The following is a 24,663-nucleotide window of genomic DNA, read 5'->3' on the forward strand; positions in this document are numbered from 1 at the left end:
TGTACAGATTTCATGGTTGCCAGTCAGATATGTCCTCATCCAGCGTCTTGCCGCCGCGCCGTGCCATGGTGACCTGTTGCATCAGTAATCCGAGCACATCGCGCACACCGGCCTGTGTCACGCCGGAGACCACATGCACTCTCTGACCTGATATATCGGTCAGTTTCTGGCACTGCGTCTCCAGCTGGTCCGGTGGAATTGAGTCAGCCTTGTTCAGGATGACCAATTCATCCTTGGCAGCCAGAAGCTGGCTATACGCCTCCAGTTCCCGGCGGATAATCTGATACGCCCCAGCAACATCATCCTGAGTGCCATCAACCACGTGAAGGAGGGCTGCACAGCGTTCTACATGGCCCAAAAAACGGTCTCCGATTCCATGCCCCTCATGCGCCCCCTCTATCAGGCCTGGAATATCCGCCATGACGAAACTTTGCCCCGGACCCAGGCGCACGACGCCAAGATTGGGATGAAGGGTCGTAAACGGATAATCAGCAATTTTGGGCTTTGCAGCAGAAACAGCAGAAAGGAAAGTGGATTTGCCTGCATTGGGCAGGCCGACAATACCAATATCCGCAATCAACTTCAGCCGCAACCATATCGTTCGCTCCTCACCAGTCTGGCCGGGATTTGCATGGCGCGGCGCCTGTGATGTGGAGGATTTGAAGCGAGCATTCCCAAAACCGCCGTTACCGCCCTTGGCCAGCAAGGCCTGTTGACCCGGTTCCGTCAAGTCAGCAATCAGTGTTTCTTCATCTTCCTCATAGATCTCGGTACCAACAGGCACCTTGATGATGACATCCCCGCCATCAGCACCCGTACGGTTGCGCCCCATGCCATGCACGCCAGTTTGGGACTTGAAATGCTGCTGATAGCGATAGTCAATCAGTGTGTTGAGATTCTCAACAGCCTCGGCAAACACGTGCCCACCGCGGCCACCATCTCCCCCATCAGGCCCGCCGAACTCAACAAATTTTTCACGGCGGAAGGATACGCATCCCGCGCCCCCGTTACCACTGCGGATAAATATTCTGGCACGGTCGAGAAATTTCATGACGGCATTCCTTCTGCGGCTAGACGGTATTGGCGGCCAGACAGGTGCTTTTCACGGGCCGCGCACCAGACTTCCTGCGCAGGTCCTACAAATGTGAACCCTGCCTTTTCCATTACCCGGCCAGAAGCGGGATTATCAGTATAGTGCTCACCATAGATATCCACAAATCCAAGCCTCCGCCATAAATATGGGCACAATACGGACAAAGCCTCTGTCATCAGGCCAGCTCCCCACCATTTCCTGGCCAGCATAAATCCAACCCAGATCACTTCTTCACCGGTCACATGATGGGCCTCAAGGTGCCCCCCCATATTTCCGGCCAACTCGCCATTCGCGAAGATACCAAGGCCTGCATTGCGTGACGGGTCCCTCGTTGCAGCTTGCTCTAGCCTGTCAGCAACATAGGAGCGCGAAACAGGCCACGGCCATGAAGCCGTCATCTTCACCACGTCATAGTCATTAACGACAGCGAAATACGCCGCTTCATCCTGCATGGTGAGCGGGCGCAGTTCCAGTCTTGCGGTTTTGATCACATCAGTCATTTTCTATACGCTCAAAATAAAAAAGGAGGGCCGCAGCCCTCCTTCGTGTTCCTAAAGGAAATAACTGGAGCTTATTCGGCTTCTATGGGGTCAACACTCACGATGCTCTTGTCATCACGCGTGCGACGGAAGGAGACATTGCCCGTAACCTTGGAAAAAATCGTATGATCCTTCCCCATACCAACATTATCGCCAGGATGAAATTTTGTGCCGCGCTGACGGATGATGATGTTGCCAGGAATAACAAGTTCCCCGCCAAATTTCTTCACACCAAGGCGCCGACCTTCGGAGTCGCGACCGTTACGGGATGAGCCGCCTGCTTTTTTGTGTGCCATTAGTCTTTACTCCTCTTCAGATTTCGCCGCAGCGGCCTGATCAACTTTTGCCCGTGGCGGTTTACCGGCAAGCAACTCGCGTGCCTGCTCGACCCATTCTTCACGCTCCGCGCGGCCACGCAATTCGAGTTCTTCGTCCATTTTCGTCACAGCAGCGGCATCCATTTCAGCGATCTGCTTAAGTGACGAGATACCGTAACCCTCAAGCTTCTCTTTCAGCTTGGGGCCGACGCCGCCGATCAAGGACACATCATCCTTGATATCAGATTGAGGCGCGTCTGCAGCTGGTGCTGCTTCCTTCTTCGGTGCCGCTTTCTTCTTGGCTGATGGTTTTGCACCACCAGTCAAAATGTCGGTAACACGCAAGACTGTTAAGTGCTGGCGATGCCCGGCCTTGCGACGATATGTCTGGCGACGGCGCTTCTTGAAGACCACAATCTTCTTGGTGCGGGCCTGCTCAAGAATTTCTGCGGCGACAGCAGCGCCATCAACACGTGGGCTGCCAACCGTTACACCGCTGTCTCCCGCGACCATGAGAACGTCGTCGAGTGTCACAACATCACCCGGCTCACCGCTCAGTTTTTCGACTTTGATAACATCATTGGCAGCAACTTTATATTGCTTGCCGCCTGTCTTCACGACTGCATACATATTCGATTTCCTTGTTTACGAGGTCTTGCCTCAACGGATCCTTTTTATTCCCGGAACTTCTGTCAGGGTTTTGAAAAGAGACGGCGTCATAATGACAAATCATGACGCCGTCAACTTGAAATGCCCCCAGTTAAAGGGGAATATCGCCCGCTCAGTCGTCCAGTACGCTGTTCACCAACGCCCGGATATGCGCGCGGTGTGCCTTTGCATCGGCGCTCTGACCGAAAGCGATCAGTCCAAGACGGTTATTGATATCCATAATGGCACCGAGCGCAGCTGAGCGGGACACATTGCTGTGCGCGCCCGCTTCAAGCGCCGCAATCAACTGCCCGGTGTAAAGCACCTGCAGGTTCTGGCGGAAGGTGTTGGGGTTGCCGGTCAGGTCTCCACCGAAAACGGCCTCATTAAGATCTAGCAGCATCTCGGCGGCGGAATACTCACCACCATAGATCTGGTAGTTCGTCATGCGATCCAAAACCGCGGCACTTGTCAGATGTGTCAGAACGTCACGCTGAATGCCAAGTGCCCGCTCGTGGATTTTCGGATCCTCAGTCACGCCGAAGAAATCAAAGCCACGACGCTGGCTCTGCAACATGGCGGCCAGCTCTTCAGGTACGGCAAAAGCCTCTGGAGCGAAGAGTTCCTCAGCCAGGTAAGCCATAGCGGCTTCCTGTCGCGCCCGGGGTACGGGCGTGAAGGCCTGCGTTGCACCAGACTGTCCCTGTGCTGCACGTTCCACATAAATGCCGCCGATATAGCGAGACACGGAACGCGCCATCGAAGACTGCTGACCGGTCAGAGTCAGATATCCGGACACAACATCCTGATAGCTGCTGCCTTCATCATCATACTTGTCGAGCAGGCGTCCCATCAGGTCGCGCGCCAGTTCTGCACGGTCACGGCCATAGACAATCATGTCATTGGACATGTCACCAATCATGACCCGGGGGTCGATCCCCCAGCCACCAGAGGCGCGCATATCGTCAGCATCATTACCAAAAGCAAGACCCGGCTCAAGCGAGCGCTCAAGATGCGCCTTACGTTGTGCAGGGTCATCCATTTCAGGCGCATAGCCGAAAATGATTGCCCAGTCGTCATAAGGTCCGGGGCGCGTATTGGTATAGTCACCCTGTGTCATGCCAAGTGGCGCGACATTAAGGGCAGGATAGTCCATCACAGAGCCTGCTATGATACCATTTGTGACAGACGCATCATGCACTTCTCGTGGCCCATGCAGGATACTCGCCTTCATATTGTGATTAAGCCCGAGCGTATGCCCGACTTCATGCAGGATAAGATAGTAGAGACCCTGATCAACCAACTCACTTTGTTCAGTAGCCGTCATGCCGTCGCGCATGGCAGCCATACTGGCAAACATCAAGTTTTGCTGCAGCACATGCCCGAATTCACAGTTCCGGTCGTCATGAGAATGAGACGGAAACATTGAAGCATTTGCCTCAGTGTCAAAAAGGCTGGTGAAGAAGAGGCGGTTCGTCAGGAACACATATTCCAGCATGATGTCTGCGGCCAGAATTTCACCTGTGCGCGGATTGGTAAAGCTTGGCCCATACCCGCCAAATGGTGGAATAGGAGAGGATGTCCAGCGCAACACATTATAGCGGACGTCACCGGCATCCCAGTCTGCATCATCAGGCTGCACCTTGACTTCAACAGCATTGGAGAATCCGGCTTTCTCGAAAGCTTCGTTCCAGGCCAGAGTGGCATCACGGATAGTATCGCGATACTCCTCAGGCGTTGTATTTTCAATCCACCATGTGATTGGCTTAACCGGATCAGAAACAGCCGCATCAGGGTCCTGCTTCTCGAGGCGCCAGCGATTAACAAGATCACGATACGGTGTAGATGATGGGTCCGTCAGGTCTGTCACCCGATCCAGGAAATAGCCCACGCGATAATCGTCGAAACGCGGCACGAACCCTTCTTCCGGCATCGCCAGAATGGAATGCTGTACCTTGATAGTGACCGCACGAGCATCGGTTACGGCCTCGCTGCCAAAGGCAATCGGCGCCGGATTTGTGTACACATAATCCACGACGACATCGAGATTTTCGGGGTAGTTGCGGATGTCATCATATTTCGTACGATCGCTGGCAAGGCCGCCCAGAGAAAAACTGAATGGCGGCGCTTCGGGATTTGGAGACGGTTTTACTTGATGCAGATCCTCTGAAAGGAACAGACCATCAGCCTTGACCAGATAGCTGGCAGGCGCCGCATCATCACCTTCAACGGCTTCAGTTTCAGCATCCACATCCACGACAGACAGGATGGCGTCAGAGATGTTTGCATCTGCCGCACGGGAAAGCTCATTCTCCGGATCGAAATAGAAAGACGTATTTCTTTCGACAACTTCGATGGAATTGTAGTGTTTCTCGAAGCTGATGATACGCTGGTCGCGATAAGCGCCCTTGAATGTGCCTGCCGACAAGACCCCATTTTCCGTATGGGAATAGACGATGAACTCTTCACCAAGCTGATCCTCGGAAATCTCCATGTAGAGTGAACCATCCTCAGGATCCTGATAGAGTGGAAAAATCCCCACTATGACATCGAAATCTTCTGTAAATTCCTCAATAGTTTCAGCATCGTCTTCTTCATCGTCCTCATCATCCTGCGCCAGGGCAGGTGCCGCGGTAGCAAGAAGCAGTGAGAATGACCCCAAAGCAGCCATAAACCAGGCATGATTGGAAGACAGCAATAGCTGTTCAAGGCGTGAATTGCGCATGGAAGAACCCCTCGTTACGACCCATTTTGCAACGACAATGCCGATTATGGCCAAAAGTGGCAAGGCAATATGAAGCCCATGACTGATTGGTAAGGTAAGGATTACCCCCTGGCGGGAGGCATGCAGAAGGCCCCAAAGGCAAGCGTCAAACGATATATGCCACACTCAGCGACGATAATCAGGCGCATTGGGTATTGACATCAAGGCACAAATGTTCTATATTTGTTCTTATATTTGATTGCAATATTGAAAGGTAGAAGCCGTAAGTCTTGGTCAACATTGTGGCAGATCCTGATGTAAGCATCCCCGGTGCGTACCGCCCTCTCCACGTTACTGTACACACGAACCTATGCCTTCGGGATTGCGCTGACTGACAGCCACGCTGTTCCTCAACAGAATTCTCGCATATACGCCGGCTTGAGGAGACTTCCCTATGTCAGACACATCATCACAGACCTCCGGCCGCGGCGCTGGCGCAGGCTTCATGGCGGAGCTCAACCGCGACAAGGAACACCGTGACAAATCCGGTTCCCTCAAGCCATTAAGCCGGTTATGGCCTTTCGTGGCACGCTACCCCGGCAAAATTGCCATTTTCCTGTTTTTCCTTGTCGTTGCTGCTTTTCTCAGCCTTGCCCTGCCATCGGCGGCACGCCTGCTGGTAGATTGCGGTTTTGGCGATAACACCGCGGCACTTTCCTATTGCAAGAACTTTGCATTGGGCGACCCCGCCGCCATCAGTTCCTATTTTCGGCTGGCGGTAATTCTCGCGATACTTGTCGGCCTTACCAGCGCGCTGCGGTTTTATTATGTTAGTGTACTTGGTCAGCGCGTCATTACAGATTTGCGACGCGCCGTTTATGACCATCTTCTTTCGCTGAGCCCGACTTTCTATGAGCGCATCCGAACCGGGGAAGTCCTCTCCCGCCTGACAACAGATACCACGCTGATTGAAACAGTGATCGGGTCGTCCGTTTCATTTGCGCTGCGCTCTATCGCGACAACCCTCGGCGCCCTTATTCTGATGTTGCTTGTCAGCTGGAAACTGACGCTGATGGTGATTGCCATCGGTCCGGTTGTAGTGTTGCCCGCTATCTTTCTGGGACGCCGCATCCAGCGGCTCTCCCGCGACAGTCAGGACCGGCTTGCGGATGCTTCTGCCAGAGCGGGAGAAAGCCTTGGCGCCATTCAGACCGTTCAAGCCTTCACAAGAGAAAATGATGAGCGCGCCGCTTTCGGCGACACGGCCGAGAGCACTTTCACAGCAAACCGTGCCCGGCTCCTGGCGCGAAGTTTCATGACGGCGGTGATTTTCTCTGGCGGCCTCGTCGCGATGATTTTTATCTTCTGGTATGGCGCAACCGAAGTGACAAAAGGGAACATCAGCGCAGGAGAAATTCTTCAGTTTTCGATGCTCGCCTTCTTTGCCGTCTCCGGGGCAGGGTTTCTGACCGAAACCTGGGCTGAGTTTCTCCGTGCTGCCGGGGCCACTGAACGCCTGATGGAATTACTTGACGAGACACCGGATATTGCCGCCCCGCCTGAGGCAAGAACGCTTGGCAAGACGCATGGTGAAGTCCGATTTGACAATATCAGTTTTGCGTATCCCTCTCGCGCCAGTGATAGCGTCCTCGATAGCGTCTCGTTTACGGTTGCACCTGGCGAAACTGTCGCACTGGTGGGGCCGTCCGGCGCCGGCAAAAGTACAATTTTTCAACTCCTTTTGCGGTTTTATGACCCCACCTCCGGCATCATCAGCATTGATACCATTCCATATAGAGAACTATCACCCGACAGCATACGCCAGCAATTCGCGATTGTTCAGCAGGCAACGCCCCTCTTCTCAGGCTCTGCAATGGAAAACATCCGTTATGGGCGCATAGAAGCGACAGATGATGAGGTTATTGCAGCAGCAAAAGCCGCCTATGCTGATCAATTTATTCGCCGTCTGCCTGATGGATATAATACTGACCTGGGCGAGCGCGCGACCACCCTCTCCGGCGGCCAGCGCCAACGCATTGCCATAGCCCGCGCCATATTGCGCAATGCTCCTGTGCTTTTGCTGGATGAAGCTACCAGTGCGCTGGATGCAGAAAGCGAGCAGGCAGTTCAACGCGCCTTCACCGAAATTTCACGCGACAGGACAACGCTCGTTATCGCCCACCGCCTTGCCACAGTCCTTTCCGCCGACAGAATTATCGTCATGAATGAGGGCTGTATTGTGGAAGAGGGAACTCATACGGAACTGGTTGCACAAAATGGTCTGTATGCGCGTCTTGCGCGCCTCCAGTTCGATCAGGCGCGTGAAACAGAGGCTGCCCTTAGCGGATAAAATGATCTTCTGGTCAGGACTTCGTCCAAACCTAAAGTGCTGGCCCCAGATGCTCACGCACAAAGGCATCAAGCAGCTTTAACGTCTCCAACCGCGTTTCGCTGGAGGACAGATAGTGATCCTCACCGCGCAACCAAACTAGCCTGACGTTTTTGTCCTCACGCCGCAGGGCGCGTTCCATGATTTCACTCTGGCGTATGGGCACAACTGTGTCATCACGCCCATGGATAAGTAAGACCGGTGCCATAAAGGAGGCGGCATGGTTTGCAGGTGATATCTGGTCCAGCTTTTCGCGCTCCTCTCTACGATCACCGATCACCGCCTGCCAGTAGGAATATACCCAGTGATCGCGCCCGCGGTCCCGGCGCTCGTCATCCAGCATACGCGGCAAATCACTGACAGGCGCTATGGCCGCAACACACTGGTAAAGATCGGGCGTGAACGCGCCTCCGGCCAAAGCCGAGTAACCTCCATAGCTTGCGCCAATGATACAAACTCTCTCCGGGTCAACATATCCGCCGCGGATCAATGCCTGCACGCCATCAGTAACATCATCCTGCATTTTAAGGCCCCATTCACCGCGCCCGGCCAGAAGAAAATCTACGCCAAAACCATCAGAACCGCGAAAATTTGGTTGCAGAACGAGATAACCGCGACTGGCAAAATACTGTGCCATCCAGTCAAAGCGGACGCTATCGTAAGCTTCGGGCCCGCCATGTGGCATGACGATCAACGGCATCTGTTGCCGTTCTTCCGGTGTACGATTCAAAGGCCACGTCAAAATGGACGGGATCGTCAGGCCATCACGCGCTTTATATTCAATCACATCAGCGGGTGCGACAAATTCCTGCGTTATCTTCGGTCGCGCGCCCAAGGTGCGCTTTAGCTCATTATTTACGCGATCATACAGATAATATTCACCAGAACTGCCACCACCAGTCACGAAAATCAAAAAGGTATCGAACTCCTCTCCCCATCCCATGAAGTAAACAGCGCTGTCTGCAAATGTATTCTGAACACGCTGCATTGCCTGAGTGAGATCTGCATCGTAGAAATCATAGGAAGGACGCATGCCGCCGTATTCAACACCATAAACAATGCGATTGGCGTCAGTGATGACGCGCTCAACACTTGCATCTTCACGGACAAAAATTTCTGGCGAAAAGTTGCCATCAAAGCTGAGTTCATAGAGGGCGTCATAGCCATTGCGGCTTTTACCAATCACGATCAGGGCAGACTTGTCCTGCTTGACACCTACAACTGAAAACGGAACGAACTCAGACTCAGTTTCATAAACCAGTTCCCAATCACGCCCCGGTCTGGTCCAAAGCTTATACTCGTTTCGCCGATTATCATAATCTTCGCGTGCGAGGATTTTACCATTCTGGTCAACAAACCAGTCAATCGTCGTGCTTCGCCCACGCACAAAATTTCTTGATCGCCCGTTATCGAGATCAACTTTCAAAAGGCTATAAATAGGATCACCGCCGCCACGCATATAGGCAGGCATAAAAACACGGTCTTCTCCAGCAACATGCCCGACAATTTTTCCAAGACCGGATTGCGCCGGATATAACTCGTCATTAGTCCGCAACAGCTGAACAAAATCCTGCTTTTCCAGATTGACTGAGAAAGCTGCCGAATAATCAAACCTGCCCCCATATGCACGAGTAGCTTCTGAAGCGCCTACAATAGCATATCTGTCATTTGCAAAGCGAACATAACGCGCATTTGTATTATCCGTATTCACGGCCATAATAGTCCCCTCACCCAACTTGAAGACACTCATCAGGTCAATACCGTCAACATTGGCGAGATAAGCCAGCTTTTCTCCGTCAGGTGAGATCGACACATCACTGATGAAAGGCAGTTCACCATATGCTTCAATCGGCGGTAATGCTGCAGCATTTCCAGTAGCTAGCACGATAGCTGCAATCAAAACTGAACGTATATTGCCCATTATAAACCCCATATTGACCCTTCATTTAGGCAGGCTAGCACCATCAAGATTGAAAGAAAACCGGGTAGGTAGCAATGCCTTGCCCCACGCACCATTGACGGGATAACATAACACCCATGGAAAAATGCTAGCTGCTCTTTCAGACAGACCCATCACCCGGGTGATCGTCATTTACCTGATGGTCGCGTGGATTATCATGCAGATTGCCGAAGTGATGGTACCTGCGTTGAATATGCCAGACTGGGTAAATTCAGCGATGGTCCTGCTGTTGATCACCTTTTTTCCTGTGGTGCTGCTCATAAACTGGAGCTTCTGGTCCAAAGCATCCACGGACAGCTCCAAGGACGCCAAAGACAGCAAAAAAACCTTCAAGTTTGATTACGTCATCTATGGAGCGGCTGGCATTGTCATGATTCTGATCGGCACCGATCTGATGACAAAGGATCGGCGGATCGGTGAAACCAGCCAGAAGCAGTTAGTAGAGAATGCCTACAGAACAGTCCCGCCCGGGGAAGCGGCTACAGCTGATGATGGGCACTTTCATGGCACAGATGATATCTCAATCGCCGTGTTACCGTTCACAGATCTGAGCCAAAATAAGGATCAGGGGTATTTTGCCGATGGCATCGCTGAGGAACTTCTAAACACCCTTTTCCGATTGGATGGTCTGCGTGTCGCAGGGCGCACATCCTCTTTCGCGATGAAAGCTTCTGCCGCCAATCCTGAGATGATCGGCGCCTCGTTAAATGTTGACCACATCCTGACCGGATCAATCCGGGAGCAAGAAGGGCGATTTCGTATCTCAGTCCAGCTCATTGAGATCTCGGATGGATACGTATTGTGGTCTGAGAGCTATAACGAAGTATCTGAGAACATCTTTGACGTACAGGAGAAGATTGCGCGGTCAATTTCAGATGAACTGGAGATCATCCTGCACAATAAGGACGGTACGCGTCTGGTAGAAACACCCACAATGAGTGCGGCAGCTTATGCGCTTTATCTTCAGGGACATGCCGCAAGCATACCGCGGGTTGGGGATGCCTTGCCAAAAGCAGTCACGTTCTATGAGGCAGCATTAGAGGAAGACCCTGAATTCGCCCGCGCCTGGGCAGCCCTTGCGGAAGCTTACATGCAGATGCCGACTTATCGCGATGTGAATCTGGAAGAACATTGGATCAAGGCAGAAACAAGCGCCCTGCGCGCCATCAGCATTGATCCTGATCTTGCTGATGGACACGCCATACTAGGAGCTGTGTATATGCAGCAGCGCAAATATGTGCTGATGCAGGAAAGCCTCAACCGCGCTATCGCGCTGGATCCGAAGAATGTGGAAATTATTCATTACTATGCCCTTGGCCTGCTGCAAGTAGGGCGCCTTGATGAGGCGCAAAAGTATTTTGAGCGCATTGTGGTGCTGGACCCCAAATTCCCTTACGGTCTCAACGGCTTGGCTTATTTCAACATTATGAAGAATAATCTTGACCGGGGTGAGAACCTTGCCCGTCAGGCCCTGATGCTGGGCTTTTTGCCTGCGAACGTGATGCTGGGTGAAGCTGCGGCGATTCGCGGCGATACGGAGCGGGCTCAACGATTGATCGGGCCGATATTCAAACTTGGCGTTATCAGAGAATTTTCTGCCGAGGAAATTGATACTTTGCTTGCTGGCTCTCTAAGTCAGGACACTGCCATAAAACAAGAGGCATTGGACATCATTGACCAGCATTTAAGCAGCGGCAAACCCCTCAAGGAAGGCTTAATCCCCTATTTTCTCGTCAGGCTGGGAGAGACCGAGAAGGCATTCGATGTTTTCCAAAAGATCAATTCGCTCTGGAACGAGATATCCCTGGGCAATATATGGTCAAGCTACGGAGCAGGCGCCCGCCAGCATCCTGCATTCAAACCATTTGCCCGTGACATTGGTCTGGTGACCTATTGGGACGAATTTGGATGGCCTGACCAATGCGCGCGCATCAGCGAAACAGATTTCAACTGTACCTGAACTACGGGATCACTTGTGGCTGACGGGGTCCGCATCCCGCAGTCCCCAGAGATGAAGGGCGTATGCGTAAAGATGTGCACGCTCCTCCAGTTGCTCAAAACGCGCTGCAGACCCGCCATGACCAGCCGACATATTCATCCGGAGCAGGAAAGGTCCACCCGTTGCCTCGTCCCGAAGACGCGCAATCCATTTGGCCATTTCCCAATAAGTAACGCGATAATCTGTCAGTCCGCCGGTCGCGAGAATGGGCGGATAGTCGCGGGACTTTTGTATATTCTCGTAAGGAGAATAGTCCCTAATCCACCTATACCCTTCAGGGTCGTGAATGGGGTCGCCCCATTCTGGCCATTCCGGCGGCGTCAAAGGCAAGCTTTCATCAGAAATTGTATTCAGCACATCAACGAATGGAACAGCAGCAAGCACACCAGCAAACAGGTCAGGTCGCAAATTTACTGACGCGCCAACCAGTAATCCGCCAGCTGATCCGCCATAAGCGACGATGCGGCCCGCAGAGGTATAGTCTTTCTCTACAAGGCTTTCTGCACAGCACACAAAATCTGTGAAACTGTTCATCTTCTTGCTCAGCTTGCCATCAAGATACCATTGCTGTCCTTTGGCTGAACCACCGCGTATATGGGCAAGCGCGTAAATCGCCCCCCGGTCCACCATGGAAAGCACATTGGGGGAGAACCCATCATCAATATATGCGCCGTATGATCCGTACCCATACAGCAGAACAGGGGCAGAGCCATTCAATGGTGTCTCTTTTAGCCGCAAGGTAACCATCGGAATCCCTGAACCATCCTGCGCAACAGCATCATGGCGCTCGACTACATACAGTTCCGGGTTGTGCCCACTGGGCACTTCGCGTCGTTTACGCAAACGGCGCGCACCAGTTTTCATGTCATAATCGATCGTCTCTGTAGGCCGGGACATGCTTTCGTAATAGAACCGAAGCGTATCCGTTTCATACTCACGCCCCTGGGAATACCAGACGCTATATGCCGACTCATCAAACGCAATCTCTTCCTCATGCCCGTCATAGTGACCGACCACAATCCGAGGGCGGGCATTTTTGCGCTCGAGGCGCACCGTATAATCTTTGAAATTCGTGAAATCGCTGATCAACGTACCTGCCTGATAGGGAATAACATCTTCCCAGTTTTCACGCTCTGGCGCACTGAGCAGCGTACGCATCATCTTGAAATCAACCGCACCATCCCGGTTTGTTCTGATATAGAACCAGTCCTGATAATGATCGATATAATATTCTTCTCCCTTTTTTCTCGGGGCAAGAACAACCGGCCTTGAAAAGGGCGCATTTGCGGGAATGAAAAGTGTCTCCGTTGTTACCTGGTCTCCAATATGAATGATAATATAGACACCGCTTGTGGTTTTCCCCACACTGAGAAACATACCAGTGTCTGTCTCTTCGTAGACAAGTTCGTCTTCTTGCGGGTGTGTGCCCAAAACATGGCGCTTAACGCGTCTTGGGCGCTGGTTATCATCCCGTTCAATATAGAAGAAACTGCCTGAATCAGCAGCCCACACAGCCTCGCCATCAGTATTTGCAATCGGACCGTCAAGAATCTGGTCTGTGTCCGCATCCCTTACTTGCAACGTATAATATTCTGAACCAAGTCGATCAGCGCCGCAGACAATATACCTATGGTTTGGCGAACTCTCGACACACCCTATCGAAAAGAACTCACTGTCTCCAGCTTCGGCATCGCCATCAAACAGGACCTTCTCAGCGCCACCATCACGATCTGAACGCATGTAAACAGGGTAATTGCCCCCCTGTCGAAATTTGGTGTAATAAGCATACGGCCCATCAGGCGTTGGCACCGATGCATCATCCTCCTTAATCCGCCCACGCATTTCTGCGACAAGCTGCTGACGAAGCTCCTCAAGGTTACCCGTCATAGATTCATAGTAATTATTCTCCGCCTCCAGGTGCTGATAGATATCTGGCTTCAGAACCGACGGGTCCCGAAGCACCTCTTGCCAGTTCTCATCTTTCATCCAGGCATAATTATCGATACGCTTCTCACCATGCTGAATAATTTCAACTGGTTCCTTGCGCGCAGCAGGCGCGTTGATTGGGGAGGATAAATCTGGTTTTTTCATCGTCGTGATTGTTCGTGACTGGCTGGAAATTCAACAATAGCAATATCAGGTCATCTGACCCAGCTCCATGGCAAAATATGATTTCGCCTCTAGCCGCTAATACAGACCATATTCTGCTTTATCGTTTTAAGGTCAAAAAGAAACCATGGAGCGGGTAACGGGAATCGAACCCGTAACTTAAGCTTGGGAAGCTCGCGTGATACCTTTTCACCATACCCGCCCTAGAAGACAACTTATGGGCCTTGACGGGCTGATGCGTCAAGAATTCCTGTATTCCGGGATCACGACGAGTTTACCCGGGATAGCGGATACACCGTTTGCAACCGCGCCCGGTTGCTTTAGTCTTTGCCAACAACAGCGTCCGGCCAGACGGGCGACCAAGGCAGACAAGGCAGGGCAGAGACATGGCTGACGGGACGGCAATCAACAAATGGAGCGATCCGGATTTCACGGCTGATGGCACGCGGCGCGCAGCTGTGGGCTTGAAACAGCTTGAGACGCTCTGGTTCAACACCGGAACCTTGTGCAATATCGAATGCGTCAATTGCTATATTGAAAGCTCGCCAACCAATGACCGACTTGTCTATCTGACGCCGGAAGACGTGGCCCCCTATCTTGCGGAAGCCAGGCAGATGGGGACACAGGAAATTGGCTTCACCGGCGGCGAGCCAATGATGAACAAGGATATTATTCGCATCCTTGAAATGACTCTGGAACACGGCTTTCAGACGCTGGTGTTGACCAATGCAATGAAACCGTTGATGCGCCCACGCGTACAGGAAGGCCTGCTTGACCTGAAAGAGCGCTTTGGCAGTCAGCTGACACTGCGCATCAGCCTCGATCATTATTCAAAGGAACTGCACGAGAAAGAGCGTGGCAAAGACACTTATCAACCCGCTCTGGACGGGATGCAGTGGCTGGCAGAGAACGGCTTTACCATGACTGCAGCGGGGCGCACCTGCTGGGGCGAGGATGAGTCCGAAGCCCGGCAGGGGTATAAAAAGGTGTTCGATTCCATTGGCGTACAGATTGATGTAACTGACCCGGAAGCGCTTGTCTTGTTTCCAGAAATGAATGATGGGGGAGACCCGCCGGAAATTACTGTAGAATGCTGGGGCATACTGAACAAGAAGCCATCAGACATTATGTGTGCAACATCACGCATGGTCGTGCGACACAAAGGGGCCGGACGGGCAGAAGTGCAGGCCTGCACGCTTTTAGCTTATGACCAGCAGTTCAACCTTGGCGGCTCTCTTGAAGAGGCATCCCAGCCTGTAAAACTGAACCATCCCCATTGCGCAACATTCTGTGTACTGGGCGGCGGCTCTTGCTCCTGACGAATTGATGGCCGAGGACTATCAGAAAGATCATGCCGGCAAGGAGCTGGCATTGGAAGCGCGGGCAAGCGAAGCCGAGCGCCTCTCATCTCCTTCCGTTGCGCGTAATCGCGATGCCATTCGTGATGTCTTCTGTGATCACATGCCGGATATGGGCACAGTGCTGGAAATCGGTTCTGGTACCGGCGAACACGCCGTACATATCTCTCGCAGACTGCCTGACCTTACCTGGACCCCCTCCGACCCTGATGCGGCATCACGGCGCAGTATTATTGCGTGGGCAGATTATTTGAACCTTACCAATGTTCACGCGCCCCTTGACCTGGATGTGGCACACGCCGACTGGTTCAAGCGGCCAGACATTCCAACACCACTGATCGGGATGATGTCTGTCAACATGATCCATATTGCCCCGTTTGAAGCCGCCGAGGGTCTGTTCGCGGGGGCTGGTGCCTTGCTCCAGAAAGAGGGACGATTATTCCTTTATGGTCCTTTCCTGAGGGAGGGAAAGACGGCACCCTCTAACCACGCATTTGACGAAAGTCTGAGGTCACGGGACCCCCGCTGGGGCGTGCGTGACCTCGACCGGGATATATTGCCGCTAGCGCGCAGGGCCGGATTGTCCTTGCAAAAAGTCATCCAGATGCCCGCCAACAACCTCGCTGTTATCTTCTCCAGGGAGTGATTGCAGTGAAGTCCGTGTTTTGACATTCGGTCGGCACGGCCTCAGATTAAGGATATATCGGGGCAAAGGCCGGCAGAATAGTTATTACAGGAGTTTCAACATGAAAATCAGCTTTCAGATTATGGCGGGCATTGCAAGTTTAGCCTTGCTAGCTGGCAGCCACAGCATGGCGACGGAACCTGAGGACAGTCCATATAACGCAGATCTTGCAGAAAAATTGGGGGCGGATGAATATGGGATGCGTTCATATGTGTTCGTCACTTTATTGACTGGCCCAGCCGAGATAACTGACGCAGACGAACGCAACGCGCTGTTTCGGGGGCACTTTTCCAATATGGCGAAGTTGGCGGAGGACGGAAAACTGGTTCTGGCGGGTCCCTTCATTGAAGGAGAGCCAAAGCGTGGGCTTTTCATCTTTGATGTCAAGACGGTTGAAGAAGCTCAGTCACTGGTGGAAACCGATCCTGCTGTGGCGGCAGGCATCTTCAAAGCTGAGTACACGAAGTATTACGGGTCGGCTGCCTTGAAAATGATCAACGATATTCACGGCACAATTCAGAAAACAAAAATTGAATAAGCATTGTGCTTTCAATCAAGTCCTGCATGTCTCTCAAAAAATTCATCACGCAGGCTGACCGTTGATTCAACACCGAGTTTTTCATAATTTCTGTTCAGCCATTGACGGGCAGAAGTGCGACCACGGTCACGCAGAGACTTCAGAAAAGTCCAGTCCGTATTATACTTGGTAGCCACTGACAGGTCCTGCAAATACTGGTCCGCGCGGATATTGTGAAACAGTATGTCCACATATGAGTCACGATACTCTTCCTTCAGCATATCCTTCCGGATAAGTTTCTGAACGAATGACACCGCCCGCATCTCTTTCAGGAGAGATGAGTTGAAAGAAATTTCGTTAACGCGGTTATGGATTTCCGCGGCTGTCTTTGGAATTTCCTGACGCTCTATCGGGTTCAGCATCACAACCAATACGTCGCGGCTTTCCCGATCATAAAATAAAGGCCAGAGCGGCGGATTACCGGTAAAGCCGCCATCCCAGTAGTGCTCGCCGTCAATCTCAACAGCCTGATAAAGGTTGGGCAGACAAGCGGAAGCCATGACAACGTCAGCCGTGACCTCTTCACGACTGAAAACCTTCACTTTGCTGCTGCGCACATTAGTTGCAGATATATATAGCTTGGAAGTATTGCCCTCATGCAGTTTTTCAAAATTCACATGTCGCTCAAGAATATCCTTGAGCGGATTGATGTTCATAGGGTTGAACTGGTACGGAGAAACGGCCTGTGTGAATGTCCCCATCATCATGTAATGAGACCATTCCTTTATGTCCTGCAGATGCGGGTACATATCATAAATGACTTCAGGCAGAAACTGATCCCAACTGAGTTAGGTTTTGCCAATATCTTCCCAGAAATTGTGCAGGCACTGGCGCGCCTGTTCAGGCCCGCCCAGCGTCATTCCGTAGCACATGATCGTGGCGTTCATCGCGCCTGCCGAAGCGGCTGTGATACTGGAGAATTCGACACGGCCATCTTCCAGCAGGTAGTCAAGCACACCCCAGGCGAAGGCGCCATGGGCGCCGCCCCCTTGCAGGGCAATATCCAGTCGTTTTGTATTTGACTTGGTCATGCCACCTTGTCCTGACTTATTGAGCGACCCAGCCGCCATCGATATTGATAGAAGCACCATTGGCACCAGCGCCAGCCTCCGAGCACAGATAAACAATCAGTCCATTTAACTGGTCATAGGTAATAAAGCGCTTGGTTGGCTGTGCTTTCAGCATAACATTATTCTTGACTTCTTCTTCCGTCATGCCACGCGCCTTTGCCGTATCTGTTATCTGTCCCGCGACCAAGGGCGTTTCAACATAGCCGGGACAAATAGCGTTGCAGGTTATACCATATTCGGCAACCTCAAGCGCTACGGTCTTGGTCAGACCGATGATACCGTGCTTTGCCGCCACGTAAGCTGACTTAAAAGGGGAAGCAACCAATCCGTGAACTGAGGCAAGGTTTATTATGCGCCCGGAGCCCTGTGATTTCATGATTGGAACAGAGTGTTTGATTGTATGGAATGCTGATGAAAGGTTTATGGCAATAATAGCATCCCACTTGTCATCAGGAAATTCATCAATAGGCGAAACTTTCTGTATACCAGCGTTATTCACAAGAATATCAATGCTGCCAAATGTCTCCTTTGCCTCACTGACCAGCGCAGCGATCTCAGCTGGCTTCGTCATATCGGCCCCATTGTAAATTGCCTTTACGCCATGCTGTTCAAGCTGCAGGCGATTTTTCTCAATCTCGTCAGCATCGCCAAAGCCATTCATGACAATGTTAGCGCCTTGGGCAGCAAGCCCTTGCGCAAAACCAAGCCCAATGCCGGAAGTTGAGCCTGTGATGATAGCGTTTTTGCCCTGAAGCATGCTCATATGAAAAACTCCTGTGGTGGTACCTTCAAAATTAGGCAACGGGACTTGCTTTGCCCGATTGCGTGGCGGCTAATGAACCATTGGCGATAAAGCACGGGCAGAGATTGGGGCCAACACCTTGTTGCCACATTTTTACGCCGCCGCAGCTCCCATACTCTGGTTATTCAAAATTAGACTGTAAAAACAGATGGGTACGGCCTCACGCCTTCGTGACCTGCAGGATCATTTTTCGCAATCATTGGCCACATTTGAACCCTTTAATCGATCATGCGTTTTGAAAGCGCTACGAACCAGAAAGGGATATATCCCGAGGAGTTTTGACATGATGAATTTGAAAACAACCGCTGCCATCGCTGCCATGAGTTTACTGGCAGTAGGCTGTACGCAGTCAGGCAATATAGAACGTAATGCTGCTGGCGGTGCTGCTGCTGGCGCACTGGTTGGCGCTATCATCGGCAACAATGTTGGTGATGGTGATGCTGAAACCGGTGCAGCGATCGGTGCCGTTGTCGGCGGTGCCGCTGGTGCACAGCGTGGGCGTGAGATGGATCAGCGCCAGCAAGGCCAGCAACAGCTCTATTTCGACCAACGTGCTCAGCGTTATTACTATGTCGATCAGTATGGAAACACGTACTGGCAGAATGGCGAGCGCCGCTCATAATTGAGCGACACCACTAAACTTTCAGCACTCCTCCTGCCTTGGAGGCGTGCTCTTATTTGAGAAGGCCTTTCAGAGCAGGCACAGAGTTTATAGCCTGCGCCATCACATCAGGCCCTGCTTTCTCAGAAATGAAGTCCTTGACGACCGGCATCATGTCTTTGGCTTGATCCATTGACAGGCCGGTTTCCTTGAATGCAGCCATTGCGGCCATGGCGTCGCCGGCTTTGTTGCCGCCGAGAATGCCACCCATTTTGCCCATGATGCCGCCAAGACCGCCCGTGGCGCCTGGCTCAAACTGACCAGCAAGCTCTGCTGCGCCCGGAATTTTTTCAAACAGGCTGCCCACAGCAGATGGGTCACCTTCCTTGTTTAGAAAGCCCATGACAACGCCAACAGCCTGTCGGGCCATGCTTTCATCAATACCGACCTTGCTGGCAATTTGCTGGATAAGCTGGTCAATCATGTGAGAGATCCTTTCCTCTTTTTCACAAGGCCTTTTACAGAAGTTTCCCGGGATTCATAATGCCTTTCGGGTCCAGTGCATTTTTGATTGCCCTCATCATGGCGAGTTCTGTTTCAGATTTGCGTATTTTCAACTCATCGCGCTTGAAAATACCAATGCCGTGCTCGGCAGAAATAGAACCATCCAGACTGGCGACAATGTCATGTATTTCAAGTTGCATCTTGGGCCTCGCCGCTTCGAAATCGCTCTGCGCGGCATCAGACGGACCCAGCACATCATAGTGAATATTGCCATCCCCCATATGACCAAAAGCAATGACCCTTGACGCAGGTTGCTGCGCAGCAACAACTTCATCAGCACTCTGAAGGAAGTTTGGAATATAGTGAATTGGAACGGAAATATCGCATTTGACGGCACTCGCCGGGTCTTGGGCCATTGCCGGTGCAGCGTGATGGCGAAGTGCCCATAGCCGCTCTGCCTGCATTTCATTTTCGGCAATAGTTGCATCAAGGATCATGTTTTTTCCATGCGCCTCCGCAAGGGCGGATTCAATCCCGCTTCTGAGTTGACCTTCCTGTCCGGTAGAAAACTCCATCAGCACATACCAAGGCGTGATAGTTTCCAGTGGAGATTTGAGGCCATCAAAATGTTGGCTAACCAGCGTCATGAGCGGCTGAGACATCAACTCGAAACTTGAAGCCAGTCCGCCTGTCTGGCCTTGCATAAAGTTGAGTAGATCCACAGCGCATTGTGGGCTTTTCAGGGCCGCGAAAGCGGTGACTGTTTCACGCGGGCGTGGATAGATTTTCAGCGTTGCGGCAGTCACAATACCCAGAGTACCTTCTCCTCCCACAAGAAGGTGTTTCACATCGTACCCTGTATTGTCCTTGCGTAAAGCAGTGAGACCGTTCCAGATTTCACCATTTGGCAAGACAGCTTCAATACCGAGCACGAGGTCACGCATATTGCCGTAGCGAATGACATTCACTCCTCCAGCATTGGTAGAGACAACGCCACCAATTTGACAGGTGCCTTCCGAACCGATTGATAATGGAAATAGTCTGTCTACTTCCTTTGCAGTATTCTGCGCCTCTGCCAGTGTCACACCCGCTTCCAACGTCATCGCATTGTTCAGGGGTGATACGTCCCGGACCTTTCGCATACGCTTCAGAGTAATCAGAATTTGCCCTTGAGGCATCTGACCGCCGACAAGACCGGTATTTCCGCCTTGGGGCGTGATACCTATGCTGTGTTCGTGGCAATATCGGACAATAGCAGAAACTTCCTCAGTTGTGCCTGGGGCCAGCAACAGAGGTGATTGCCCCGGCCACTTCTTGCGCCATTCGGTCAGATGCGCCTGGCTGACGCTTGCTGGAATAACGGCTTTCTCGCCTGCGATACTTTCAAGCGCACATAGATGATGTTGTGCTATGGCCATCTGCTCTCCACGGAACTATACGCTACCATTAAAACTTTCCGTTTGGGAATGACTTATACGAAAACATGAATTGGTTTTACTCTGACAGACGCTCTTTCCTCTTGAAACTGATGAGAAAACGATCAGTCTTGCGCCTTACCTCCGGATCAAAGACAGGTTTGGTATAATCATCCTCCGGATTACGCAGAACATCACTTTGTTTGTAGACACCAAGGCCGGCCTGTTCAGCCAAAGCAATAATGACAGCCGGATCGATTCTGTGCGTCGTGCCACCGCTAATCTCTGGTGTGCCGGGTGCAGCAGCATGATCAAGAATGATCAGCTGCCCGTTGGGCGTGAGCATCTCTTTTACTCTGGTGAAGGTTTCCAGCGGGTCCCCGAAGCCTTCCGGCTTGTTATCTGGTTGAAACCACAGTTCATGTGGCCCTAGAATCCAGGTGATAATTTGAGCTGTCTCGGAAGATATCGGCACCTCGTCAAAGTCTGACTTCAATACACGCACATTCGGCAAGCGATTTCCCGCGAGCCGGTTGGTCACGGCGTCGCCGAGGAAATTATCAAACTCCTCAGGGTTATGCATATAGACGGCGCCAGCGGGGCGTACCGCGCGTGAGAAAAGTTCCGTATAGTACCCATCCCCTGCTTCGAGCTCCAAAACAGTCCAGCCACGTTGCAAGCCGATAAACTCCATGACCTCCAGCGGCTTACGCAGCGCATCAAGCTGACGATCTGCCTGAGGTCTGTCTTCAGCAGCCAGAATAGCCGCATAGTCCGGCCTGTTCGCACGCGCCGCCGGACTGAGACTATCATTTGCATCTATTGCAGCGTTATCATCTAGGCCGAGGGTGTTCTCAGCCCCATCGGCGGCAGACCCTCCTGGCTGTGCGACGCCGGTAGCCTTTTCCGACATATCGGAACCACTTTTTTCTGCCGTACATGCCGCCGCCAGTACGAACAGCAGACCTGATGCTATCAGCTTCTTCATGGGATCACTCCTGTGTTTGCGGTAAAATAAGTTCGTCTGGAAATTTCTTCAACGGCTTATATCACGGCCTTGGCGCTGCAGCCCGACGCAGCCTGTCATTGATCGCAAGCCCAAGACCGCACTCAGGGATCCGGGCAACTGCAATCCGCCGGCCTGGTTCATCAAGTTCATGCAATAACCTGAAAAGGTTTGCAGCCGCCTCAGTCAGGTCGGCCTGTTCGCTCAGATTTTCTGTGGGCACAGTACCATCTGATGGCGGTCCAAAGCCCAGAAATAACTCGCCCACCTCTGGCGCATCCGCATCCAGTCGCAACTGCGCGTTTGGCGCATAATGGCTCTGCAACATTCCCGGCGCCTGAATGTCGGTCATATCAGGTTGATCCAGTGTGACGCTAAGGGATGTCTCTATATCCTCTATGGGGATACCTCCCGGGCGGAGCAGAAAGAGCCGGTCGTCTTCGACCTTGATAATGGTGGACTCTACGCCGACGATACAAGGTCCATCATCAAGTATCAGGTCCACCTTGCCATGCAGCGTCTTCGCCACATGATCTGCCCGGGTTGGACTGATCCTACCGGAGCGATTGGCGCTGGGTGCCGCAAAAGGGCGCCCGAGATGATGCAATATAGCGCGCGCCGGTTCTGCTTTCGGAAATCGCACGGCAACCGTTTCAAGGCCGGCAGAGACCAGATGCGACAGGGTAGTGTCAGACCGTCGTGGCAGAACAAGCGTAAGTGGTCCCGGCCAGAATGCTGCGGCCAGCTTTGCCGCCAGCGGTGGGACTTCTGCCCAAAGCCTCGCCATTTCCACGCTATCAACGTGTATTATCAGCGGATTGAACGATGGTCGCCCCTTGGCCTCGAAGATACGGGCAACGGCACGATCATTCGTGGCATCCGCCGCAAGGCCATAGACCGTCTCGGTCGGCACCACGGCAAGACCGCCCTGCGCCAGCAATTTTGCCGTTTCTCGGGCGGTATCAGGTGTATATGGCATTATCTGTGTCATTCGTCGTTTTTCATGGGCCATCACTGCACTGGGCGCTACAAAAATGTATCATGCCACGCCATATAGAGAGCAAGATTGAAGGAGCGACCAGATGACATACGCAACGCCCGTCCGCGATATACAGTTTGTACTGAACCACATGGTTGGGTTCGAAGCCGTGAAGGAAACCGGCAAGTTCGACGACCTGAATGATGACCTTGTAGAAGCTGTGCTGTCCGAAGCCGGTAAACTGGCAGATAATGTTATTGCCCCGATGAACTGGCCACAGGATCAGCAGGGCGCCAAACTTGAGAATGGTGTCGTTCGTACGCCTGACGGGTTCAAGGAGGCGTATCAGCAATATGTGGAAGGCGGCTGGAACGCTCTTGCCTTTCCTGAGGACGTCGGTGGACAAGGATTGCCGCAATCCCTCGCCCTCACCGTCTCTGACGCGCTTTTTTCCGCCTGCATAACCTGGTCACTCTGCACAACGCTGACAACCGGTGCCGTCAAGGCGCTGCTGGCTTTTGGGACAGATGAGCAGAAAGAGCTTTATCTGCCGAAAATGGTTTCTGGTAAATGGACGGGCACCATGAACCTGACAGAACCACACGCAGGCTCCGATCTTTCCAGCCTGCGGACGAAAGCAGAACCTGTAGGGGATGGCCAGTACAAGATCAGCGGCAACAAGATTTATATCTCCTTCGGAGAGCACGATATGGCTGAGAATATCTGCCATCTTGTGCTGGCAAGACTGCCTGATGCACCAGAGGGCACTCGTGGGATCTCAATGTTCCTTGTGCCGAAGTTTCATGTGAACCCTGACGGGTCACTCGGCAGTCGAAATGATGTTAAGTGCACAGGGCTTGAGGAAAAACTCGGCCAACATGGTGGCCCCACATGTTCCATGGCTTATGGCGAAGCGGGTGAATGTTACGGCACGCTTGTCGGTACGGAGAATGAAGGCCTGAAGAACATGTTTGTCATGATGAATGCAGCGCGCATTGATGTCGGGCAGCAAGGGGCTTCAATTTCAGAGCGCGCTTTTCAGGCAGCGCTCTCGTTCGCGCAAGAACGCAAACAGGGATGTGCTTTTGGGGTTAAATCCGGTGACCCGGTAGACATCTATCAGCATCCTGATGTGCGTCGTAATCTTTACACTATGCGCGCACTGACAGATGCTTCCCGCGCACTGTGCTATGCGGCCATGGTATCGCATGACTTGTCCAAACATGCACCTGATGAAAACGCCAGAAAAATCGCCAAGGAGCGAGAAGAACTGCTAACACCGATTGCGAAGTCTTTTGCGACTGACAGAGCCAATGAAGTGACCTCGATTGGCGTACAGGTTCATGGTGGTATGGGCTTTGTTGAAGAAACCGGCGCAGCCCAGCATATGCGAGATATCCGTATCGCTACGATCTATGAAGGTACTAACGGTATTCAGGCAATTGATCTGATTGGCCGCAAGCTCGGCATGGGCGGCGGCAAACTGGCGCGCGACTTCATTGCGGAATTACGTGAAGGTGTATCAGCACTGGAAAGTGCGTCGCACCCGGATCTGCAAGCAATCAGCCGGCGCCTTGGCATTGCGGCTAACTCCCTTGAGATGACGACAAACTGGATGATTGAGGCAATGGCGCGTGACCCACAAGACGCTCTTGCCGGTGCTACGCCGTATCAGGATCAATTCGGATATGTGGCAGGTGCGCACTATCTTGCCCGCGGCGCTTTGGCCGCCGCAGAACTGATTGAGCAGGGTGACGGCGACAAGGCATATTATGAAACCAAAATCGCTATCGCCAGGTTCTATGCGGATAATCTTTTGCCACGAGCAGAGGGATTGATACCAGCAGCGACCGCCGGAGCAGAAACTGTCGCCACAATGGAGCCCGACCTGCTTGCCAGTTGATGAAC

General features: G+C 52.4%; 21 protein-coding genes and 1 tRNA gene. 7 read left to right on the forward strand and 15 right to left on the reverse strand.

The annotated features are described in order from the left end of the window. Positions 1-10: 10 nt before the first annotated feature. The 5 genes from obgE to RAL90_RS14280 form a co-directional block, all read right to left on the reverse strand. A complete protein-coding gene (obgE, locus tag RAL90_RS14260; RefSeq protein ID WP_306251790.1) occupies positions 11-1,051 on the reverse strand; it encodes a GTPase ObgE in 1,041 nt (346 codons plus the stop codon). Further along, the gene (locus RAL90_RS14265) at positions 1,048-1,593 is read right to left on the reverse strand and encodes a GNAT family N-acetyltransferase (protein WP_306251792.1); all 546 of its coding nucleotides are present in this window, start codon (positions 1,591-1,593) and stop codon (positions 1,048-1,050) included. The genes obgE and RAL90_RS14265 overlap by 4 nt, the downstream gene beginning before the upstream one ends. 71 nt (positions 1,594-1,664) lie before the next feature. Next, complete coding sequence (gene rpmA, locus RAL90_RS14270; protein ID WP_306251794.1) at positions 1,665-1,928, reverse strand: 50S ribosomal protein L27; 264 nt, start codon at positions 1,926-1,928, stop codon at positions 1,665-1,667. A gap of 6 nt (positions 1,929-1,934) precedes the next feature. Beyond that, positions 1,935-2,579, reverse strand: a complete 645-nt coding sequence (rplU, locus tag RAL90_RS16375) for a 50S ribosomal protein L21 (RefSeq protein ID WP_372340384.1) — start codon at positions 2,577-2,579, stop codon at positions 1,935-1,937. 151 nt (positions 2,580-2,730) lie between these two features. Then, entirely contained in the window at positions 2,731-5,322 is a 2,592-nt protein-coding gene (locus RAL90_RS14280) for a zinc-dependent metalloprotease (protein ID WP_306251796.1), read from the reverse strand. A 433-nt stretch (positions 5,323-5,755) separates the two neighbouring features. Between RAL90_RS14280 and RAL90_RS14285 the strand changes: the two genes are divergently transcribed. Next, a complete protein-coding gene (locus tag RAL90_RS14285; RefSeq protein ID WP_306251798.1) occupies positions 5,756-7,651 on the forward strand; it encodes an ABC transporter transmembrane domain-containing protein in 1,896 nt (631 codons plus the stop codon). 31 nt (positions 7,652-7,682) lie between these two features. Here the strand turns inward: RAL90_RS14285 and RAL90_RS14290 are convergent, their stop codons facing one another. After that, positions 7,683-9,611 carry a S9 family peptidase gene (locus RAL90_RS14290; RefSeq protein ID WP_306251800.1) on the reverse strand — a complete coding sequence of 643 codons (1,929 nt, stop codon included), beginning with the start codon at positions 9,609-9,611 and terminating at the stop codon, positions 7,683-7,685. A 124-nt stretch (positions 9,612-9,735) separates the two neighbouring features. Between RAL90_RS14290 and RAL90_RS14295 the strand changes: the two genes are divergently transcribed. Beyond that, complete coding sequence (locus RAL90_RS14295) at positions 9,736-11,610, forward strand: hypothetical protein (RefSeq protein ID WP_306251802.1); 1,875 nt, start codon at positions 9,736-9,738, stop codon at positions 11,608-11,610. Positions 11,611-11,619: 9 nt separating this feature from the next. Here RAL90_RS14295 and RAL90_RS14300 read toward each other — a convergent pair whose 3' ends face one another. Further along, a complete protein-coding gene (locus RAL90_RS14300) occupies positions 11,620-13,740 on the reverse strand; it encodes a S9 family peptidase (RefSeq protein ID WP_306251805.1) in 2,121 nt (706 codons plus the stop codon). Positions 13,741-13,886: 146 nt separating this feature from the next. Next, a tRNA-Gly gene (locus tag RAL90_RS14305) sits at positions 13,887-13,960 on the reverse strand. Positions 13,961-14,144: 184 nt separating this feature from the next. Between RAL90_RS14305 and RAL90_RS14310 the strand changes: the two genes are divergently transcribed. The 3 genes from RAL90_RS14310 (at position 14,145) to RAL90_RS14320 (ending at position 16,339) form a co-directional block, all read left to right on the forward strand. Continuing rightward, on the forward strand, positions 14,145-15,077 hold the full coding sequence (locus tag RAL90_RS14310; protein ID WP_306251807.1) for a radical SAM protein: 933 nt from the start codon (positions 14,145-14,147) through the stop codon (positions 15,075-15,077). 7 nt (positions 15,078-15,084) lie between these two features. Further along, positions 15,085-15,762, forward strand: coding sequence for a DUF938 domain-containing protein (locus RAL90_RS14315; protein WP_306251809.1), 678 nt, complete (start codon positions 15,085-15,087; stop codon positions 15,760-15,762). A gap of 100 nt (positions 15,763-15,862) precedes the next feature. Beyond that, entirely contained in the window at positions 15,863-16,339 is a 477-nt protein-coding gene (locus tag RAL90_RS14320) for a YciI family protein (RefSeq protein WP_306251810.1), read from the forward strand. An 11-nt stretch (positions 16,340-16,350) separates the two neighbouring features. Here the strand turns inward: RAL90_RS14320 and RAL90_RS14325 are convergent, their stop codons facing one another. The 3 genes from RAL90_RS14325 to RAL90_RS14335 all read right to left on the reverse strand — a co-directional run bounded on the left by RAL90_RS14325 (position 16,351) and on the right by RAL90_RS14335 (position 18,205). After that, complete coding sequence (locus RAL90_RS14325) at positions 16,351-17,085, reverse strand: patatin-like phospholipase family protein (RefSeq protein ID WP_306251811.1); 735 nt, start codon at positions 17,083-17,085, stop codon at positions 16,351-16,353. Between the two features lie 81 nt (positions 17,086-17,166). After that, the gene (locus RAL90_RS14330; protein WP_306251812.1) at positions 17,167-17,409 is read right to left on the reverse strand and encodes a patatin-like phospholipase family protein; all 243 of its coding nucleotides are present in this window, start codon (positions 17,407-17,409) and stop codon (positions 17,167-17,169) included. A 16-nt stretch (positions 17,410-17,425) separates the two neighbouring features. Beyond that, positions 17,426-18,205, reverse strand: a complete 780-nt coding sequence (locus RAL90_RS14335; protein ID WP_372340482.1) for a 3-hydroxybutyrate dehydrogenase — start codon at positions 18,203-18,205, stop codon at positions 17,426-17,428. Between the two features lie 328 nt (positions 18,206-18,533). Between RAL90_RS14335 and RAL90_RS14340 the strand changes: the two genes are divergently transcribed. Continuing rightward, positions 18,534-18,872: a glycine zipper domain-containing protein gene (locus RAL90_RS14340; RefSeq protein WP_306251815.1), complete on the forward strand. Its 339-nt coding sequence runs from the start codon at positions 18,534-18,536 to the stop codon at positions 18,870-18,872. A gap of 52 nt (positions 18,873-18,924) precedes the next feature. Here RAL90_RS14340 and RAL90_RS14345 read toward each other — a convergent pair whose 3' ends face one another. The 4 genes from RAL90_RS14345 to RAL90_RS14360 all read right to left on the reverse strand — a co-directional run bounded on the left by RAL90_RS14345 (position 18,925) and on the right by RAL90_RS14360 (position 22,755). Then, complete coding sequence (locus tag RAL90_RS14345) at positions 18,925-19,335, reverse strand: DUF2780 domain-containing protein (RefSeq protein ID WP_306251816.1); 411 nt, start codon at positions 19,333-19,335, stop codon at positions 18,925-18,927. A 34-nt stretch (positions 19,336-19,369) separates the two neighbouring features. Further along, positions 19,370-20,773, reverse strand: coding sequence for an FAD-binding oxidoreductase (locus RAL90_RS14350; RefSeq protein WP_306251818.1), 1,404 nt, complete (start codon positions 20,771-20,773; stop codon positions 19,370-19,372). A gap of 76 nt (positions 20,774-20,849) precedes the next feature. Then, positions 20,850-21,758, reverse strand: a complete 909-nt coding sequence (locus tag RAL90_RS14355; protein ID WP_306251820.1) for a hypothetical protein — start codon at positions 21,756-21,758, stop codon at positions 20,850-20,852. 61 nt (positions 21,759-21,819) lie between these two features. Then, positions 21,820-22,755: an L-threonylcarbamoyladenylate synthase gene (locus RAL90_RS14360; protein ID WP_306251822.1), complete on the reverse strand. Its 936-nt coding sequence runs from the start codon at positions 22,753-22,755 to the stop codon at positions 21,820-21,822. Between the two features lie 103 nt (positions 22,756-22,858). On the opposite strand from RAL90_RS14360, the gene RAL90_RS14365 reads away from it, so the two are divergent. Continuing rightward, positions 22,859-24,658 (forward strand): acyl-CoA dehydrogenase C-terminal domain-containing protein, encoded by a 1,800-nt coding sequence (locus RAL90_RS14365; RefSeq protein WP_306251824.1) that lies wholly within the window; start codon positions 22,859-22,861, stop codon positions 24,656-24,658. Positions 24,659-24,663: the final 5 nt, after the last annotated feature.

It is taken from the genome of Parvularcula sp. IMCC14364 (assembly GCF_030758415.1).
Taxonomy (GTDB): domain Bacteria; phylum Pseudomonadota; class Alphaproteobacteria; order Caulobacterales; family Parvularculaceae; genus Aquisalinus.

Excerpts from the sequence above, each read along its gene's own strand:
- obgE (WP_306251790.1), bottom strand. The coding sequence starts at position 1,051 with ATGAAATTTCTCGACCGTGCCAGAATATTTATCCGCAGTGGTAACGGG.
- RAL90_RS14265 (WP_306251792.1), bottom strand. The coding sequence starts at position 1,593 with ATGACTGATGTGATCAAAACCGCAAGACTGGAACTGCGCCCGCTCACC.
- rpmA (WP_306251794.1), bottom strand. The coding sequence starts at position 1,928 with ATGGCACACAAAAAAGCAGGCGGCTCATCCCGTAACGGTCGCGACTCC.
- rplU (WP_372340384.1), bottom strand. The coding sequence starts at position 2,579 with ATGTATGCAGTCGTGAAGACAGGCGGCAAGCAATATAAAGTTGCTGCC.
- RAL90_RS14280 (WP_306251796.1), bottom strand. The coding sequence starts at position 5,322 with ATGCGCAATTCACGCCTTGAACAGCTATTGCTGTCTTCCAATCATGCC.
- RAL90_RS14285 (WP_306251798.1), top strand. The coding sequence starts at position 5,756 with ATGTCAGACACATCATCACAGACCTCCGGCCGCGGCGCTGGCGCAGGC.
- RAL90_RS14290 (WP_306251800.1), bottom strand. The coding sequence starts at position 9,611 with ATGGGCAATATACGTTCAGTTTTGATTGCAGCTATCGTGCTAGCTACT.
- RAL90_RS14295 (WP_306251802.1), top strand. The coding sequence starts at position 9,736 with ATGCTAGCTGCTCTTTCAGACAGACCCATCACCCGGGTGATCGTCATT.
- RAL90_RS14300 (WP_306251805.1), bottom strand. The coding sequence starts at position 13,740 with ATGAAAAAACCAGATTTATCCTCCCCAATCAACGCGCCTGCTGCGCGC.
- RAL90_RS14310 (WP_306251807.1), top strand. The coding sequence starts at position 14,145 with ATGGCTGACGGGACGGCAATCAACAAATGGAGCGATCCGGATTTCACG.
- RAL90_RS14315 (WP_306251809.1), top strand. The coding sequence starts at position 15,085 with ATGGCCGAGGACTATCAGAAAGATCATGCCGGCAAGGAGCTGGCATTG.
- RAL90_RS14320 (WP_306251810.1), top strand. The coding sequence starts at position 15,863 with ATGAAAATCAGCTTTCAGATTATGGCGGGCATTGCAAGTTTAGCCTTG.
- RAL90_RS14325 (WP_306251811.1), bottom strand. The coding sequence starts at position 17,085 with ATGATGATGGGGACATTCACACAGGCCGTTTCTCCGTACCAGTTCAAC.
- RAL90_RS14330 (WP_306251812.1), bottom strand. The coding sequence starts at position 17,409 with ATGACCAAGTCAAATACAAAACGACTGGATATTGCCCTGCAAGGGGGC.
- RAL90_RS14335 (WP_372340482.1), bottom strand. The coding sequence starts at position 18,205 with ATGCTTCAGGGCAAAAACGCTATCATCACAGGCTCAACTTCCGGCATT.
- RAL90_RS14340 (WP_306251815.1), top strand. The coding sequence starts at position 18,534 with ATGATGAATTTGAAAACAACCGCTGCCATCGCTGCCATGAGTTTACTG.
- RAL90_RS14345 (WP_306251816.1), bottom strand. The coding sequence starts at position 19,335 with ATGATTGACCAGCTTATCCAGCAAATTGCCAGCAAGGTCGGTATTGAT.
- RAL90_RS14350 (WP_306251818.1), bottom strand. The coding sequence starts at position 20,773 with ATGGCCATAGCACAACATCATCTATGTGCGCTTGAAAGTATCGCAGGC.
- RAL90_RS14355 (WP_306251820.1), bottom strand. The coding sequence starts at position 21,758 with ATGAAGAAGCTGATAGCATCAGGTCTGCTGTTCGTACTGGCGGCGGCA.
- RAL90_RS14360 (WP_306251822.1), bottom strand. The coding sequence starts at position 22,755 with ATGCCATATACACCTGATACCGCCCGAGAAACGGCAAAATTGCTGGCG.
- RAL90_RS14365 (WP_306251824.1), top strand. The coding sequence starts at position 22,859 with ATGACATACGCAACGCCCGTCCGCGATATACAGTTTGTACTGAACCAC.